General features: G+C 60.8%; 15 protein-coding genes and 2 pseudogenes. 6 read left to right on the top strand and 11 right to left on the bottom strand.

The genetic code is table 11. The features are described 5' to 3' along the window. The 4 genes and pseudogenes from NKJ37_RS13385 to NKJ37_RS13370 form a co-directional block, all read right to left on the bottom strand. A complete protein-coding gene (locus NKJ37_RS13385; RefSeq protein WP_352773987.1) occupies positions 1 to 1008 on the bottom strand; it encodes a GTPase-associated system all-helical protein GASH in 1008 nt (335 codons plus the stop codon). A gap of 17 nt (positions 1009 to 1025) precedes the next feature. After that, on the bottom strand, positions 1026 to 2333 hold the full coding sequence (locus tag NKJ37_RS13380; RefSeq protein ID WP_352773985.1) for a metallophosphoesterase: 1308 nt from the start codon (positions 2331 to 2333) through the stop codon (positions 1026 to 1028). A 289-nt stretch (positions 2334 to 2622) separates the two neighbouring features. Continuing rightward, a pseudogene (locus tag NKJ37_RS13375) lies at positions 2623 to 2928 on the bottom strand (ABC transporter permease); the annotation flags it as partial. Between the two features lie 75 nt (positions 2929 to 3003). After that, complete coding sequence (locus NKJ37_RS13370; RefSeq protein ID WP_031213633.1) at positions 3004 to 3360, bottom strand: hypothetical protein; 357 nt, start codon at positions 3358 to 3360, stop codon at positions 3004 to 3006. 250 nt (positions 3361 to 3610) lie between these two features. Here NKJ37_RS13370 and NKJ37_RS13365 point away from each other — a divergent pair, with 250 nt between their 5' ends. Next, positions 3611 to 4051, top strand: coding sequence for a lipid-binding SYLF domain-containing protein (locus NKJ37_RS13365; RefSeq protein ID WP_224699648.1), 441 nt, complete (start codon positions 3611 to 3613; stop codon positions 4049 to 4051). 4 nt (positions 4052 to 4055) lie between these two features. On the opposite strand, the gene abc-f is transcribed toward NKJ37_RS13365, so the two are convergent. Next, a complete protein-coding gene (gene abc-f, locus NKJ37_RS13360) occupies positions 4056 to 5678 on the bottom strand; it encodes a ribosomal protection-like ABC-F family protein (RefSeq protein WP_352773983.1) in 1623 nt (540 codons plus the stop codon). Positions 5679 to 6183: 505 nt separating this feature from the next. Here abc-f and NKJ37_RS13355 point away from each other — a divergent pair. Continuing rightward, positions 6184 to 6495 (top strand): hypothetical protein, encoded by a 312-nt coding sequence (locus tag NKJ37_RS13355; protein WP_352773981.1) that lies wholly within the window; start codon positions 6184 to 6186, stop codon positions 6493 to 6495. A gap of 92 nt (positions 6496 to 6587) precedes the next feature. Here the strand turns inward: NKJ37_RS13355 and NKJ37_RS13350 are convergent, their stop codons facing one another. Both NKJ37_RS13350 and NKJ37_RS13345 read right to left on the bottom strand, forming a co-directional pair. Next, complete coding sequence (locus tag NKJ37_RS13350; RefSeq protein WP_352773979.1) at positions 6588 to 7721, bottom strand: transporter substrate-binding domain-containing protein; 1134 nt, start codon at positions 7719 to 7721, stop codon at positions 6588 to 6590. A 255-nt stretch (positions 7722 to 7976) separates the two neighbouring features. Further along, positions 7977 to 8576 (bottom strand): YdeI/OmpD-associated family protein, encoded by a 600-nt coding sequence (locus tag NKJ37_RS13345; RefSeq protein WP_023813338.1) that lies wholly within the window; start codon positions 8574 to 8576, stop codon positions 7977 to 7979. Between the two features lie 248 nt (positions 8577 to 8824). On the opposite strand from NKJ37_RS13345, the gene NKJ37_RS13340 reads away from it, so the two are divergent. Together NKJ37_RS13340 and NKJ37_RS13335 are read left to right on the top strand one after the other, a co-directional pair. Next, positions 8825 to 9436, top strand: a complete 612-nt coding sequence (locus NKJ37_RS13340; RefSeq protein ID WP_352773977.1) for a hypothetical protein — start codon at positions 8825 to 8827, stop codon at positions 9434 to 9436. Between the two features lie 111 nt (positions 9437 to 9547). Then, positions 9548 to 9700: pseudogene (locus NKJ37_RS13335) on the top strand (SDR family NAD(P)-dependent oxidoreductase); the annotation flags it as partial. A gap of 87 nt (positions 9701 to 9787) precedes the next feature. Here NKJ37_RS13335 and NKJ37_RS13330 read toward each other — a convergent pair. Next, entirely contained in the window at positions 9788 to 10693 is a 906-nt protein-coding gene (locus NKJ37_RS13330) for a S1C family serine protease (protein ID WP_013530631.1), read from the bottom strand. Positions 10694 to 10888: 195 nt separating this feature from the next. Between NKJ37_RS13330 and yghU the strand changes: the two genes are divergently transcribed. Next, a complete protein-coding gene (gene yghU / locus NKJ37_RS13325) occupies positions 10889 to 11755 on the top strand; it encodes a glutathione-dependent disulfide-bond oxidoreductase (protein WP_023813336.1) in 867 nt (288 codons plus the stop codon). 87 nt (positions 11756 to 11842) lie between these two features. Here the strand turns inward: yghU and NKJ37_RS13320 are convergent, their stop codons facing one another. The 3 genes from NKJ37_RS13320 to NKJ37_RS13310 all read right to left on the bottom strand — a co-directional run bounded on the left by NKJ37_RS13320 (position 11843) and on the right by NKJ37_RS13310 (position 13284). Beyond that, positions 11843 to 12145, bottom strand: a complete 303-nt coding sequence (locus NKJ37_RS13320) for a DUF1236 domain-containing protein (protein WP_023813335.1) — start codon at positions 12143 to 12145, stop codon at positions 11843 to 11845. A 601-nt stretch (positions 12146 to 12746) separates the two neighbouring features. Beyond that, positions 12747 to 12965 carry an exopolysaccharide production repressor protein gene (locus NKJ37_RS13315; RefSeq protein ID WP_245273286.1) on the bottom strand — a complete coding sequence of 73 codons (219 nt, stop codon included), beginning with the start codon at positions 12963 to 12965 and terminating at the stop codon, positions 12747 to 12749. A 103-nt stretch (positions 12966 to 13068) separates the two neighbouring features. After that, the gene (locus tag NKJ37_RS13310; protein WP_023813333.1) at positions 13069 to 13284 is read right to left on the bottom strand and encodes a hypothetical protein; all 216 of its coding nucleotides are present in this window, start codon (positions 13282 to 13284) and stop codon (positions 13069 to 13071) included. A gap of 14 nt (positions 13285 to 13298) precedes the next feature. Between NKJ37_RS13310 and NKJ37_RS13305 the strand changes: the two genes are divergently transcribed. After that, positions 13299 to 13586: a hypothetical protein gene (locus tag NKJ37_RS13305; protein ID WP_023813332.1), complete on the top strand. Its 288-nt coding sequence runs from the start codon at positions 13299 to 13301 to the stop codon at positions 13584 to 13586. The last annotated feature ends 762 nt before the right edge of the window (positions 13587 to 14348 follow it).

The following is a 14348-nucleotide window of genomic DNA, read 5'->3' as shown; positions in this document are numbered from 1 at the left end:
TCAGACCTCGCGCCTCTCAAGCACATCGAAGGTTACAGCTTCCAGAAGGGCCCTCAACGCCAGATCGGGCAACGAGAAGGCGCCTTTACCCACTCCTTTGGTGTAACCCGATGCCAAGACGTTAAGGAGCGGAAACACCTGGGTATTTTCGGTGACGAGCGGTTTGCTTCCAAAGCTAGCGCCTAATGCAGCGCGGTCGTCACCGAGAGTTTTCACGAGTTGCGCCAGGGAAACGCTCTCACCTTCAGGCACGCGCCGTATAACCAACGCTTTGTGCAATTCCACCGGCATGCGACGAAGGCGCTTCGCTGCGTCCAAGCCCAGTGCGATAGCTGCGGCAGTGGGCTTCGCGTCGGCATACTTCATTTCCAAGACATCGCTCCACCCAGAAATCGACCACCACAGCAAATCAATCTCTTCGCGATCGACAGCCGCATTGGTGATCAGCGTGTCGACAACGGATCTCAGGTTCTCGACGACCTTTCCCAAATTGCCATTATCCGTAGCAAGCGCAACAGCCCCTGCGGGTTGTGAGCGAGTCCTGCCAACCGCAGCTGCTTTCAGAACATGATCCCGTGACAAAGCCAGAAGAAATTTCCGCAGCTTCTCGAATCTCTCATTGCTGCTTCCAGGTTGCCATGACATTCCCGACCAAATGCCGACCGCAATGTAGTCTGCCGCAGTAAGTGCCCCGGACTTGTTTCCAGTTTGTATTGCGGTGATTGCGGCGAGCATCGCGCACGTTGCCAATTCTAAATCATGGCCCTCCGCAACAAACGACGGCGATACTTTCGTGATGGACGTAGCTACGTCACTAGCCAAGTCAGGCGGAAGTTTTCCGCCGCCGCTGGCAATGACGACGCCGTTGGCGACGGACAGTAGTCTTGCAATGTAGTTCGGTTTGAAAAATTTCCCGGCAATTTCTTTTATTGCCGCTTGCCTTTTCTTGACGAATTCGTCGCTCGGCGATGCCTCGAAAATCCTGACGTGCGGTGCAATATCCAACATAGTTACCCCCGTTGCCCCTATTCTGACTTGGCAGATTGTTCTCGCTCGATCTCTGCCTCCAGTTGAGCCAGACGACCATCCTTCATCAACTTATCGACGACGGTGCGCTCCATCCCGTGTGTCATGGTACCTTTCCAGGTGGGCGGTAGAGCCTCGAGATGGACAAGTATCCGCAGCCGCTGTGGAGGCGACAGATCTCTGAAAAATCTGAGAAGGACCATCGCAAACCTGTCTGGCACAGTTGTTTCCTCGACAATCACGATCCTCTCCGCTTCCGCTACGGGATACGCGACCTCATCCGGCCCTTCCGGCGCCTCTGGCTCGACCTGCTTTGCGGCAGCCTGAAAGTTTGCCGATGCCAATAGTATGGGCGATCCAGTGTCCTTCAGTAAGACCTCATCGGCGATGAAATCCATGTCGTCGTCCGACCACGTCCTAGGGATGATGGACACCTTCAGGGCATCGATTTCGCTGTCCCAATCGAAGGTCAGAATATTGTAGGTGTATCCATACTCGTCTGTCGCATGGGGAGGTATTGCGGCACCAGATGCTATAATGAGGAGATCGCGGCCTGGCTTTTTGTCGTCAACCATGACGGACGGCTGGTGTTCATGGCCGGTCATCAGCACACGAGCCCTGTTTCGGATGTATCCCCGCGCCTTCTTCTCGTCGTTGAACCAATTGAGGGGATGATGGCAGAGGATCACAAGCTCCTCGCCGGCCTTAATCGGCAATACACGCTGCCTGGCGCCGAGCAAGAGATTTCCCTCCTCCTCGTCAGCCCAGCACATCAGGGATGAATTTAGACCCATGATCCGAATGGAGCGACCAGGAGCCAGATCGAAGGATTTGTTACTGGCAATGCCGCCCCTCTTGTCCAAGAAACAATTGTAGCCCTCGGCGAAATCGAAGTAGGCGCTTAGCTTTCGATATAGAGTTTCGCAGTCGGCAGCGTCGTTCAGGTATCTGTCGAAAGCTGGCTCGCCCTCGTCAAGTATGGACTGCAGCATAAGATGACATCCGCCGGATATTTCTGACCGGTCGATGTCATGATTGCCCGGCACTACCTGTACTGCTGTTTCGCCACATCCTACGCCCTGAGCAAGGCGATCTAGCCAACGGCCCGCCTCTTTGAATTCAGATGCCTTGCCTGCGAAGGCCACGTCGCCCGTCACGATGATGCCATCGATCGATAAGTTGAGCTTCTTGACTTGAGTGGCAGCGTCGGCCAGCAGCCGCTCCTTCACGTCATTATGGGTCTCCAGTTCGCCACCCTTTTCCTGGCCGAAGTGGATGTCCGACAAATGTACAAATGAAACTGCCATTCGCCAAAGGTCCCGTTGTGCTGAGAGGTTCTGCAGTAGCCAGTCAGGCGGACCGCGATAGAAAATTTCATTAAATATATGGCCTCGACTGAGTCGGGCAGCGTGCGCGCTACTGTAATCTCAATATCTGAGCTGATCCACGCGGAATAATTGTCAACAGACTTTCTTACGAAATGAGCTCAATAGCGTCGCGCTAAGCACTTCGCCGCTAACGGCAGCTAAGTTACGTCATTGGGGGAAGCGGCCTGTTTGGAACCGGCCCAAAAGCAGCCATCCACCTCAACCCACCCTACCTCTCCTCCACGATCCTCAAATACGCCGCCGTCACGAACAGCACGATCAGCCCGAACAGAATCCGCCTTGCCCCCTCCGGCATCTGCAGGATGGTCAAGAGCGTCGTCAGCACCGTCAGGATCAGCGCGCCGATGATGGTGCCGGTGTAGCCGCCGCGGCCGCCGAAGATCGAGGTGCCGCGGATCACGGCTGCGGCCATCGAGGGCAGCACCAGCGGTTCGGCGAGCGACAGCGATGGCGCCTTGATCAGGCCGATATAGAGCAGGCCGGTGATGCCGGCGAACATGCTGGAGATCACATAAGGCCCAACGGTGGCTCTCCATCACCCACGCCGCTTCGCAGCCCCGGCGCCTTCTGCTGGGAAGGCGCGGCAGGGCTATGGATACTTCGTCGGCGGTACCCCAGGGTTCAAATCGCCCTGCAGTTCCTTCGGCAGCGGCAGGCTCGAGCATTGCAGATGCACCTCGCGGGCGAACAGTTTTCGTTGCTTCTGCTCATGCTCCTTGATGGCTGCGACGAGCCCCATCGAGTATGGACCAAGCAAGACGCCGAAACCCCACCCCGGATGCTCTTTCTCGCGAGCCTCGTAATCGGAAGCCGCCCTGCGTGCCTGCTGGCATGCCGGCGAAGCCCATTTCTGATCCTGCTGCGAAAGCGACGCCTCATAGTCGACCGGAGAGGTCGCGCATCCGGCCACTGCCGCAGTCAATGCGAGGCAGATTGCGATTCTCATCCGAAGCCTCTCCTGAGCCTTGTGAAGGGCCTGCATAGACCTCTTCATCCCACAAGGCGATAGCTGCGGTCAGGCGCCTTCCCCACCCTCGCAACCCGCCGCCTCCTCCCCGGCCCTCCAGCCGCCGGATTCGAATCCATGCTGGAACCAAATCGCGGGGCCTGGAACCAAATCACGGGCGAGACTGTTCAGTTGTAACTTTGATCCCACGCTGCGGCCGGCAAAGCGGCGACATTGAGGAGTTCTCACCATGAAGATTTCATCCGGATTTCGTTCCATCGCGGTTGCCGCCATCGCCACCGCGAGCATCGGCTTTGCCAGCGCCGCGCATGCCGACAGCGGCACGATCCGCTTCGCCGTCTACAAGGCTGCCTTCTTCGTCGGTGGCTCCGGAGGCGAAGGAACGCTGACCTTCCATGGCCGCCGCTATCCCATCTCGGTCGGCGGCGTCTCGGGCGGTCTCGCCTTCGGCGTCTCCAAGACCTATTTCCAAGGTACCGTGCGCCACATCAAACGCGCACGGGATGTGACCGGGGTCTATGGTGCGGCGGGCGGTGGCGGCGCGCTTGGCAAAGGGGCTCAGGTGATCGTCATGAGCAACGACAAGGGCGTCCGGCTCGAATTGACGGGCAGGCAGGTCGGCCTGCAGGTCAACGCCGATCTCAGCGGCATGAGCATCTCGCTGCGGTAAGGGCCTAGCTCCTCAATCCCGGCGCTTCCTGCCCGGTGCGCTCGACATATTCCGTATAGCCGCCGCCATAGGTGTGGATGCCTTCGGGCGTCAGTTCCAGCACGCGATTGGAAAGCGCCGCGAGAAAATGCCGGTCGTGCGACACGAACAGCATGGTGCCCTCGTACTGCGACAGTGCCGTGATCAGCATCTCCTTGGTGGCGATGTCGAGATGGTTGGTCGGCTCGTCCAGCACCAAAAGGTTGGGCGGGTCGAACAGCATCAGCGCCATCACCAGCCGCGCCTTCTCGCCGCCTGACAGCACACGGCATTTCTTCTCGATCTCGTCGCCGGAAAAACCGAAGCAGCCGGCAAGTGCCCTGAGCGGCGCCTGGCCAGCTTGCGGAAACGCGTCCTCCAGTGTCTGAAACACAGTGCGCTCGCCTTCCAGCACTTCCATCGCGTGCTGGGCGAAATAGCCCATTTTCACACTTGGCCCGCGCGCCACCGTGCCGGTGTCGGGCTCGGAAGCGCCGGCGACCAGCTTCAAGAGCGTCGACTTGCCGGCGCCGTTGACCCCCATGATGCACCAGCGCTCGCGCCGGCGGACCTGGAAGTCGAGCCCCTCATAGATGGAGCGGCTGCCATAGCCCTTGTGGACGTTCTTCAGCGTCACGACATCCTCGCCGCAGCGCGGCGCCGGCAGGAAATCGAAGGACACGGTCTGGCGGCGCTTCGGCGGCTCGACGCGGTCGATCTTGTCCAGCTTCTTCACCCGGCTCTGCACCTGTGCGGCATGCGAGGCGCGCGCCTTGAAGCGCTCGATGAAGGCGATCTCCTTGGCCAGCATCGCCTGCTGGCGCTCGAACTGTGCCTGCTGCTGCTTGTCGGCGATCGCCCGCTGCTGCTGGTAGAATTCGTAGTTTCCGGAATAGGCGGTCAGCGAACCGGCGTCGATCTCGACCACCTTGTTGACGATGCGGTTCATGAACTCGCGGTCGTGCGAGGTCATCAACAGCGCGCCGTCATAGTTTTTCAGGAAGGATTCCAGCCAGATCAGGCTTTCCAGGTCGAGATGGTTCGATGGCTCATCGAGCAACATGGCGTCGGGCCGCATCAACAGGATGCGGGCCAGCGCCACGCGCATCTTCCAGCCGCCGGACAGCTTTCCGACATCGCCGTCCATCATCTCCTGCGAAAAGCCGAGACCGTCGAGCACTTCGCGGGCGCGGCCATCCAGCGCGTAGCCGTCGAGCTCCTCGAAGCGGTGCTGCGCCTCGCCATATTTTTCGATGATTTCGTCCATCCGGTCGGCCTGCTCGGGATCGGCCATGGCCGCCTCGAGCGCTGCCATTTCGGCCGCGACTTCGCTGACCGGCCCGGCGCCGTTCATCACTTCGGCCACGGCGCTGTGGCCTTCCATGTCGCCGACATCCTGGCTGAAATAGCCGATGGTGACGCCGCGATCCACCTGCACCTGGCCTTCGTCGGGCTGCTCCTGGCCGGTGATCATGCGAAACAGCGTCGTCTTGCCGGCGCCGTTCGGCCCAACGAGGCCGACCTTCTCGCCCTTCTGCAGCGACGCCGACGCTTCGATGAAGACAAGCTGACGGCCGTTCTGCTTGCTGATGCTTTCAAGTCTGATCATGCGGTGTCCGGGCTATATGCTGCGTGAAAGGATTTGCCCGGCGCCTTACGCGAAGGATGGCCGCAAAGAAAGAGGCGCAAGCGCCGCATACAGCCGATCTCCCCCCTCGTGGCAGGGCTATCGCATATGGATTCTTGCGAAGAAGAACCCCCACCCTAACCCTCCCCACAAGGGGGAGGGAACGCTGCCGCGTGCCTTTAATTCTTCTTGGCGCCGAAAAGACAGGCGATTCTCCCGGGTCAGTGCCAACGGAAGTCTCCCTCCCCCTTGTGGGGAGGGGTTAGGGGTGGGGGTCCGTGCCGGGCAGACATCTCAGCACACTACCCTCAGGAATTCCATATGCGATAGCCCTGCCCTCGTGGGGGGAGACTGACAGCTTCACCCCAGACACACCCCAGAAACAAGATTCAACATCCGGGAAAAACTCGCGAAAACATCGCCTGTCATAACCACCCTCGCGGCGGCCAAGCGGCCGCGGCACAACGCGAAGAAATGGTCCCGAAACATGCAACGACGTTTGACCGGATGGATCGGTGCCCTGACAGGCATTTCGCTCGCCATGCTGGCGGTCGCACAATCGGGTGCGGACGCAGCGGTCACCCGGAGCGAATATTGCAGCCAGCTCGGCCTTCAACTCGACGGGGCCATCCAAACGAAAGTCGCCCCAGGCACCAGCGCAAGCCAGATCGCCGAGGCAACCGCGCTCCAGGACAAGGCGAACCGGTTTTGTGCCGAGCGCAAACAGGCCCAAGGCATCAGGACCTACGCCAACGCCCTGAAACTCCTTGGCGTGACGCCGGTCGACCTGAACCAGTGACAGCAACCATCAATTCTCGAAGGAAGGGCCGCCTCTCTCGCAGAGCGAGGGCGGTTTTTCCAGCGCATCGCACCGCGGAAGTTCCTGCCGGACTACTTCTCGCCCAGATATTGGAAAACGGCCTGTTTCCACCAATCGCTTTCGATGGTCTGCAGGAGGGCGACATCGAGAGACTTGCGCAACGGGCTGCCGAGCGGCAGCGCAATGGCATATTGCTGCTGGTCGAAGGTCGCATCGAGAACCTGCAGGCTCGTCGCGTAATTCTGCCCGACCAGCCAGCCAAGCAGCGGCTTGTCGTGCACCAGCGCATCGATCTTGCCGGCGCGAAGCGCGTTGAGGCCCTGCTGGATCGAGGCAAAGTCCTGATGACGGATCTGGGTCGAATTCAGATAGGACGCCGTCGACGAACTCTGCACCGCGCCGACCCTGACCGCGGCGAGATCGCTTTCGCCCTGCACCATTCCTTCCATCTGCGTCACCGTCAGCACCGATGTGACACCCGCGGTGAACACCGCGATCGCAATGATCGATCCCATCATCCAGAGCGCGGCCAGCACGCGCCCCGGCACGGTTCGCGGACCGAAATCACCGGTGCTGGCTTGCGTCGCGGCGATGGTCGACCACCACATGCTGGAAAACAGTCCCTTGGCGACGCCGCCGCCGAAATCGTCATTGTGCCGACGTTCGAACATCCAGATCAGGACGCCGACCACCACCGATATGATGACCAGCCCCAGCACCGCCTGCAGGAAGCCGAACGACGTCAGGGCATGCAGCACCGGCCGCCATGACGGCTGGTTGTTGAGCGGTGTCGCAATGCCGAGCCCGGTCGTGAAGAAGGGCTGCGTGAAGTCGACGGCCTTTTCGCGGTCGGCCGTGACCGTGATCGCGGCCATCGCCGCATCGAACCTGCCGTTGACGACGCCATCGATCTGGTCCTGCACGGCAGGCACTTCGACATAGCGGAAGCGAAGGTTGAGCCGCCCGGCGATTTTCTGCCAGAGGTCGATGCTCAATCCCGACCAGCTGCCGTCCTGCAGCTTGAACGCAAAAGGCGGCGCCTCCTTGATCCCGACCGAGATCTCTTTTGCCGGCGAGGCCGAGGGAGAAGCCAGGTCGGGAGACGTCTGGTCGGGCGAGGTCTGGGCAAGCGTGGCGCCGGCTCCCACACACGCGACGATGACAATGAGACCCAGCGCCATCGTCCACGAAGCAACTCTTCTCAACGGCAACGACTCCCAGCGTCCGCCGCTCGATCGTCGCGGCTTTCGAAGGGTAGCCGCCGTGCCGTCCTTCGTCCACCGGCGATGTCGTTGCTGAAACAGCCGCGCGACGCGCCGACCATCGAATTGCGCAAAAACAAGCAGTTGGAACAATTTCACGATTCAGATCCTGAAGCGCTTCGCGCAACGCCGGATCCCGTGCGGACAGGCTTGCCGTGCCGAAGACGAACTGGCGCCCAAACCAGCCCACCCCAAACCTTACTTCCTGCCTTGCGGGTAGATCGTCTCGCCGCGCTTCAGCATTGCCACAAACGTCTCGATCTTCTTCTTGCGCCCGGCCTCGGTCTTCATGTTGTGGGTGCGGAAGGCGAGCGCGAAACGGTTCTGCGCACTGAGTTTTGCCAGCATCGCCTTCGCAGCGGGTTCGGCGTCGATTGCCGCTTGCAGATCATCGGGGATCTTCATCTCCTTGCCGCTGCCATAGGCGCGCGCCCAGCGCCCGTCCGCCTTGGCCGCCTCGACCTGTTTGAGCCCATGCTCGGTCATGCGGCCCTCCTCGACCAGCCGCGCGACATTGTCGATGTTGATCAGGCTCCAGATGCTCTTCCGACCGCGCGGCGTGTAGCGCTGCAGGAAACTCTTGTCGTCCAACCCCTTGCGCACCGCATCGATCCAGCCGAAGCACAGCACCACGTCGATGGCTTGCTTGGGGGTGATCGATTTCAGTCCCGACCCCACCTTGTGAACCTTGATCCACACTTCGGTTTCCGTGGCGTGGTGCTTGCCGAGCCATGCGTAGAAGCTGCCCGGATCCGGGAATTCATGGACCTTGTCGGGATCAACCTTGACCGGCGCCATTAGCCGGCCTGTCCTTTCGGTGTCGCTCGCGCCATCAGTTCCCTCTCTGTCGTCCCTGGCATTGCCCGTCATCGACCAGAATGGCACGAGTCGCTGTCAGTTTCCGGCAGCAAACTTGGCGGGCGCCTACGGCGTTCCTTCGCGCCCCTCGACCTGAACATTTTTCTCCCGGCCCCGCTGTATGAAATTTCGGAATACCTGCCATGCTCGTGCTCGGGCACGCCATCTCGCTCCCGGGGGAATATGCCATGAAATCTCTGTTGCTCGCCTTTGTGTTGTCTCTCCCCACGGCCGCCCTCGCCGAGCCAATCGAAACCCGGAAGATCATCACAGCGGTGACCGGGGGCTTCAACGGCGACGGCGCCGTCGATCTCGCCATGGTGGTGGAGACCGAGCCCGGCCACCCGATGGATGTCCACTTCTTCCTCAGGGACAAGGAGCACAATTACCTCAAGCCCGTCGAAACCGTGCACGAGCAGATCCACGGGGAATGGAACGGCTACGACCGGCCGGGTTACGAGAACTCCGACACCGAGCCGGAACTGACGATGCTGCCCAACGGTTCGATCAAATTCTACCTGCCGGCGATGCCGGTCGGCAGCGAACGGACCGACATGACGCTGACCATCGCCTGGCGCGACGCTGCCTTCATCGTCGCCGGCTTCGCCTATGACCATGATGACTATTTGAAGGAGAATGCCGAAAGCGCCTGCGAGTACAATGTCCTGACCGGCAAAGGCACCGGCAGCGAAAAGCAGCCGGACGGCAGCACCAAGCACAAGACCGTCTCGGTCGAAGGCCAGACCATCGCCTTCAAGGACTGGAACCCGGGCACCGCCTTCACCGCTTGCGGCAACTGATCGCCCTGCATCATCGGCGCTTCCGATAGCGCTATCGGTTTCTTCCGTTTTCACTTGCCGTACCGAACTGCCAATTCCCTGCCCTTCTCCATCCAAGCAAAGGCAGAGCGAATGAGCATTTCAAATGAGAAAATCCTGATCGTCGGTGGCGGCTCTGGCATGGGTCTGGCGCTGGCCCGGCGCTGCGTCGAGGCCGGCGCCGAGGTGATCATCGCCGGGCGCGGCGAGAACCGGCTGCGGCAGGCGCGCCAGGCGCTTGGCAATCCCGCCGAGGCCCTGGCCGCGATGGCCGAGCGGCTGCCCGTCGGGCGAATTGGCAACCCGATGACATCGCCGACGCCATCGACGCGTCTACTGCAGTTGCGGCTTTTTCAGAAAACTGCCGCGGTCGGCCGATTTGACGCGCAGCCAGGTTTCGCGGCCGTCGCGCAACACCCGCATTGGAATCTCGGCCCCCGCCGAGCCGCTCTCCCACAGCTTGCGATAGAAATCGGCCAGCCCGTCGACCGCGCCGTCCCGGATGTCGGAGATGATGTCGCCTTGGCGCAGGCCGGCCTTGGCCGCCGGGCCGCCCTCGGTCACGCTCATCACCACCACTCTGCCGTCGCTTTCGGCCGACAGGGCGCCGAGCCACGGGCGCGGCGGCTTGGCCACCTGGCCGCGTGTCAGGAGGTCGTCGAGAATGGGCGGCAAAAGATCGATCGGCACCACCATGTTGATATCGGCGACCTCGCCGTTGCGGCTCATCTGCAGGCGCAGCGAACCGATGCCGAGCAGCGAGCCGTCAGCGCCGAACAGCCCGGCACCGCCCCAGGACGGGTGCGCCGGTGCAATGAAGATCGCCTCGTCGAGCAGATATTCCCAATAGCCGGCGAATTCCTGCTTGGTCACGATCCTGGCCTGCACAGACTGACCGATACCGTCGGCCAGCACGACGGCGTCACCGATCCTGGCCTTGCCGGCATCGCCCAGCGCCACCGCCGGCAGGCCGAGCGGCGCCAGCGCCTGCACCAGGCCGAAGCCCGATTCCTGGTCGTAGGCCAGCGCGTGCGCGGGGATGACGCGGCCGTCATGACTGGTCAGCCAGACTTCTTCCGCCTCCGTGATGAGATAGCCGATGGTCAGCACCAGCCCGTCGTTGCGAATGACGACGCCGCTGCCTTCCCTGAGCGTGCCGAGCGCCCCGGCCGTAAAGGCATCTTCGGGGACAGTGGCCCGCACGGCGACGACCGAGCGCGGATTGGGATTGATGGTCATGCTTCTGTCCTGGGTGGGCTTTGGTGACATCTTCTATAGGTATGCCACGCAGGAGAAGGCGCAAGGGTGAGGAAGTGCCCAATTGCCGATGTTGGCAATGCGGGCATCGATAATAGTTCAACGCAAGTTGAACTTACACATCCGCAGCCCTAGTTTATGGCGACCTGCCATCCTTCCCCGACACGAGGCCACGAAATGACCGACTACACACCGCCGAAAGTATGGACCTGGAACAAGCCGAGCGGCGGAGCCTTTGCCAGCATCAACCGGCCGATCGCCGGGCCGACGCAAGACAAGGAACTGCCCGTCGGCAAGCATCCGTTGCAGCTCTATTCGCTGGCGACGCCGAACGGCGTCAAGGTCACCGTCATGCTGGAAGAGCTTCTGGCGCGCGGCCACAAGGGCGCTGAATACGATGCCTGGCTGATCCGGATCAACGATGGCGACCAGTTCGGCAGCGGCTTCGTCGAGGTCAATCCCAACTCCAAGATCCCGGCCCTGATGGACCGCAGCGGCAAGACGCCGGTGCGCATCTTCGAATCCGGTTCGATCCTGGTCTATCTCGCCGAAAAGTTCGGCGAATTCCTGCCTACCGAACAGCCGGCGCGCGCCGAAGTGCTGTCCTGGCTGTTCTGGCAGATGGGCTCGGCGCCGTATCTGGGCGGCGGCTTCGGCCATTTCTACGCCTATGCGCCGGAAAAGTTCGAATATGCCATCGACCGCTTCTCGATGGAGGTGAAACGCCAGATGGATGTGCTCGACCGCCGGCTGGCCGAGACTGAATATCTCGGCGGCAAGGACTATTCCATCGCCGATATGGCCGTGTGGCCCTGGTATGGCGGGCTGGCGCTCGGACGCATGTACAATGATTCCGCCGAGTTCCTATCCGTGCAGGAATACGCACATGTGCAACGCTGGGCCAAGGCGATCGACGCCCGACCGGCGGTCAAGCGCGGCCGCATGGTCAACCGCGCTTTCGGCGAGCCTGCCATGCAACTGCATGAGCGCCACGACGCCAGCGATTTCGAGACCAAGACGCAGGATAGACTGGCCGCCGAATAGGCCATCGCGGATCGCGACAAAAGGAAACCCGCCACCGACGCGACGTCGGGGCGGGTTTTTCCCAAGGTCCAGTGCTGCGGGAACCCCTTAGTGCAGCACTTCAACGATCTGGCGGGTCTCCGGGTCGACGAGGACCGTCTGGTCATTGATCACCGCGACGCGGTATTTGACGTCGGGCACTTCACGCAGTTCGACAGTGTCCGGTACCGACGAGCCGAGCTTGAGTTCGACCCCCAGAAGGTTCACCGAGGCAAGCGGTTCCCTCTTGATGTATTCGCGAACGACCGTCTCCTGCTGCGGCTGGACGACGACGACGCTCTCCGCCAGCGCCGCACCAATGCCGCCCGTCAGGACGATGGCAGCCGCCGCGCTTGTAAGATAAAGTTTCATGACCGTCTCCTAGTGACAATTGAATTCCGCCCTCCATAAAAACTCCACCGCTGCCATGTGGTTCCATCCAACTTCAGAATTGAAGATGTTATGTTTGCAGCCCGGATATTAATTTGTTGCTGATCAAGCATGCGGCAGACAGCGCGGAAATGCTTGAAAACTTGCACAAATGTGTACGGACATTAGAAGACGAAAAATCCCTTCTGCAGCCGAATTGGCGAAGCACCTGTTGTCGCCGCGTCAAATCAGCCTCGCGTCCTCTATCTCGACGATGGGAGCACGAAAAAGACTCGCCCCGCCGGGAGCAGAGCGAGCCATGGCAGTGCCGATAGAGGTGGCAACCTCACCGGTACTGCTAGAGGACGCGAAGCATGATCACTTGTTCCACCTGACGGCCTGAGCCATGCGAAGCCGGTCGCGCATGCATCATGTTCCCACGACGACGCCGAAATGTTCCCACGATACGCTGTGCCGAAACCTCCAGCAGGGCTATGCCCAGACAACGCTGTCTCTCAGTGACCAAACACCGTGATCGCGCTGTGGGCGAGGTTCCCCGAATTTGCCCGGGCGCACACGCGCGAGTGATCCTGGCCAGCCGGTCTCAAAGCTGGACACCGTCGCGATGCAATGGCGGGAAGGCGTCTACCGGATCCTGGCTCGGCACGATATCGTGCGAGCGCCTGAAGATCAGCCTCATGATGAGCACGAAGTAGCCGACCTGCAGGACAAGCAGCGTCGCTATCGTCCAGGCAAATGCCTCCCAGAAAGAGCCGGTGACCATATAGGTCCACACCGCGACAATGAGAGCCGTGGCTGACATTCCTACGAGAAACTGCCCAAAATACATGGTTTCCCCAAACCGCCGAAACCGCGCCGGTTCCAACCAGTCCCTGCTCATCCCATTTCCCGCGAACAACATTTCATTATTTTAGCAACTTCGCAAGTAAGCGGCCGATCGCCACTGCGCGCTTTCCATTGCGCGGCGACTTGGCAACGGTGGCGATCCGGCGCGCGGCGGCGGTGCCGGCGGGGCTGGGCTGACGCGCCAGCCGTCGAAAATCCAGAAGCACGCCCGCTCTTTGCACTTCGAGCAGGGGAACAAATGCCGGCACGCCGAGTTTCGCCTCCAGTTTTTTCAAGGAAGGAGGCCGGCATGGCACCGCGCAACAAACCAAGCGCCGACATCGAAGATGACGCACCGCAGGCGGATGGGCCTACCATCGAGCAGCAGGATTGGGATGCGATCAAGGGCGGCGAGATCCTGCCAGAGTCCGTGCCGGAAAACGGCGACATGCGTTACGGCGTCGAAAAAGACGGCGATCTGCCCGACGAGGACGACGATAACGCGTACCAGGACAGCGACGATGCCCTTCCCGATGATGAGGAAGAAGCCGCGATCACGCGCGATCAGACCCGCGAGGGCCGATTCGACGAGACGTGAGCCATTCGTCGCCCGAGACATGACTGCCTGTTGTTGAACTTGCCAAAGCCACATTTTCCATGCCCGGTTCGCGGGAAAATGTGCTTGGCCGGCTAAGTTTTCCGCCTAGGCATTATATCAGATTTACCTAAAATAGCGGAACATCCAAGGGACATTATCGGAACTGAACAAGGCCCCTTGGACTTTTGCGCACGACGGATAAGACCTTGGTCCTACAGGAAAAAGCAAAAGCCCGACGTGACCGATTGAAGCTTCCAACGAGGGAACATCGGGGCCGTGTTCGTCGTTTGTCGAAAGCGGCCCCGCCGGGTGCCATGCCTGGAGAACAGCGCGATGCCCCACCGATCCACCATCATCAAGACGGGCCATGGCCCAGGAACGGCGATCGCCGTGCTCATGGTTGGATTAACGGCGGTGGGCATCGTGTTCCTTCTACTCGGCAGTTCACTTTACTTCAGTGAGCAGCCTGCGGATCAACGTGCCCTGTCTTCCCCGCCCGCTCGATCGATACACGCGGCCGATAGCAAAGCGGCAAACTGAACGAGCTACTGCTGAGCCATAGCGAGATTGCCGCCGCGCAAGTCCTCCAGACTTAGGCCAGGAAGATCCGCCATTGCCGCTGTCTGCAGTGCGGCGGCCGTGCTGGTGATCATGCAGCGAAACGGACAGCTTCGGACTAATGCAGTTCACTTAAGTTGGGCTGGATGAGGATCTGGTAAGACCTATCGAACAGGATGGAGATTCGTTTCCATCCTGTTCGTG

It is taken from the genome of Mesorhizobium sp. M0140 (assembly GCF_040322475.1).
Lineage (GTDB): Bacteria > Pseudomonadota > Alphaproteobacteria > Rhizobiales > Rhizobiaceae > Mesorhizobium.
Note: the sequence above shows the minus strand (reverse complement) of the source record. Positions and strands in the feature narration are given on the sequence as shown.

Bases quoted from the DNA above. Each gene is read 5' to 3' on its own strand.
- NKJ37_RS13385 (WP_352773987.1), bottom strand. From the start codon at position 1,008: ATGTTGGATATTGCACCGCACGTCAGGATTTTCGAGGCATCGCCGAGC.
- NKJ37_RS13380 (WP_352773985.1), bottom strand. From the start codon at position 2,333: ATGGCAGTTTCATTTGTACATTTGTCGGACATCCACTTCGGCCAGGAA.
- NKJ37_RS13370 (WP_031213633.1), bottom strand. From the start codon at position 3,360: ATGAGAATCGCAATCTGCCTCGCATTGACTGCGGCAGTGGCCGGATGC.
- NKJ37_RS13365 (WP_224699648.1), top strand. From the start codon at position 3,611: ATGAAGATTTCATCCGGATTTCGTTCCATCGCGGTTGCCGCCATCGCC.
- abc-f (WP_352773983.1), bottom strand. From the start codon at position 5,678: ATGATCAGACTTGAAAGCATCAGCAAGCAGAACGGCCGTCAGCTTGTC.
- NKJ37_RS13355 (WP_352773981.1), top strand. From the start codon at position 6,184: ATGCAACGACGTTTGACCGGATGGATCGGTGCCCTGACAGGCATTTCG.
- NKJ37_RS13345 (WP_023813338.1), bottom strand. From the start codon at position 8,576: ATGGCGCCGGTCAAGGTTGATCCCGACAAGGTCCATGAATTCCCGGAT.
- NKJ37_RS13340 (WP_352773977.1), top strand. From the start codon at position 8,825: ATGAAATCTCTGTTGCTCGCCTTTGTGTTGTCTCTCCCCACGGCCGCC.
- NKJ37_RS13330 (WP_013530631.1), bottom strand. From the start codon at position 10,693: ATGACCATCAATCCCAATCCGCGCTCGGTCGTCGCCGTGCGGGCCACT.
- yghU (WP_023813336.1), top strand. From the start codon at position 10,889: ATGACCGACTACACACCGCCGAAAGTATGGACCTGGAACAAGCCGAGC.
- NKJ37_RS13320 (WP_023813335.1), bottom strand. From the start codon at position 12,145: ATGAAACTTTATCTTACAAGCGCGGCGGCTGCCATCGTCCTGACGGGC.
- NKJ37_RS13315 (WP_245273286.1), bottom strand. From the start codon at position 12,965: ATGTCAGCCACGGCTCTCATTGTCGCGGTGTGGACCTATATGGTCACC.
- NKJ37_RS13305 (WP_023813332.1), top strand. From the start codon at position 13,299: ATGGCACCGCGCAACAAACCAAGCGCCGACATCGAAGATGACGCACCG.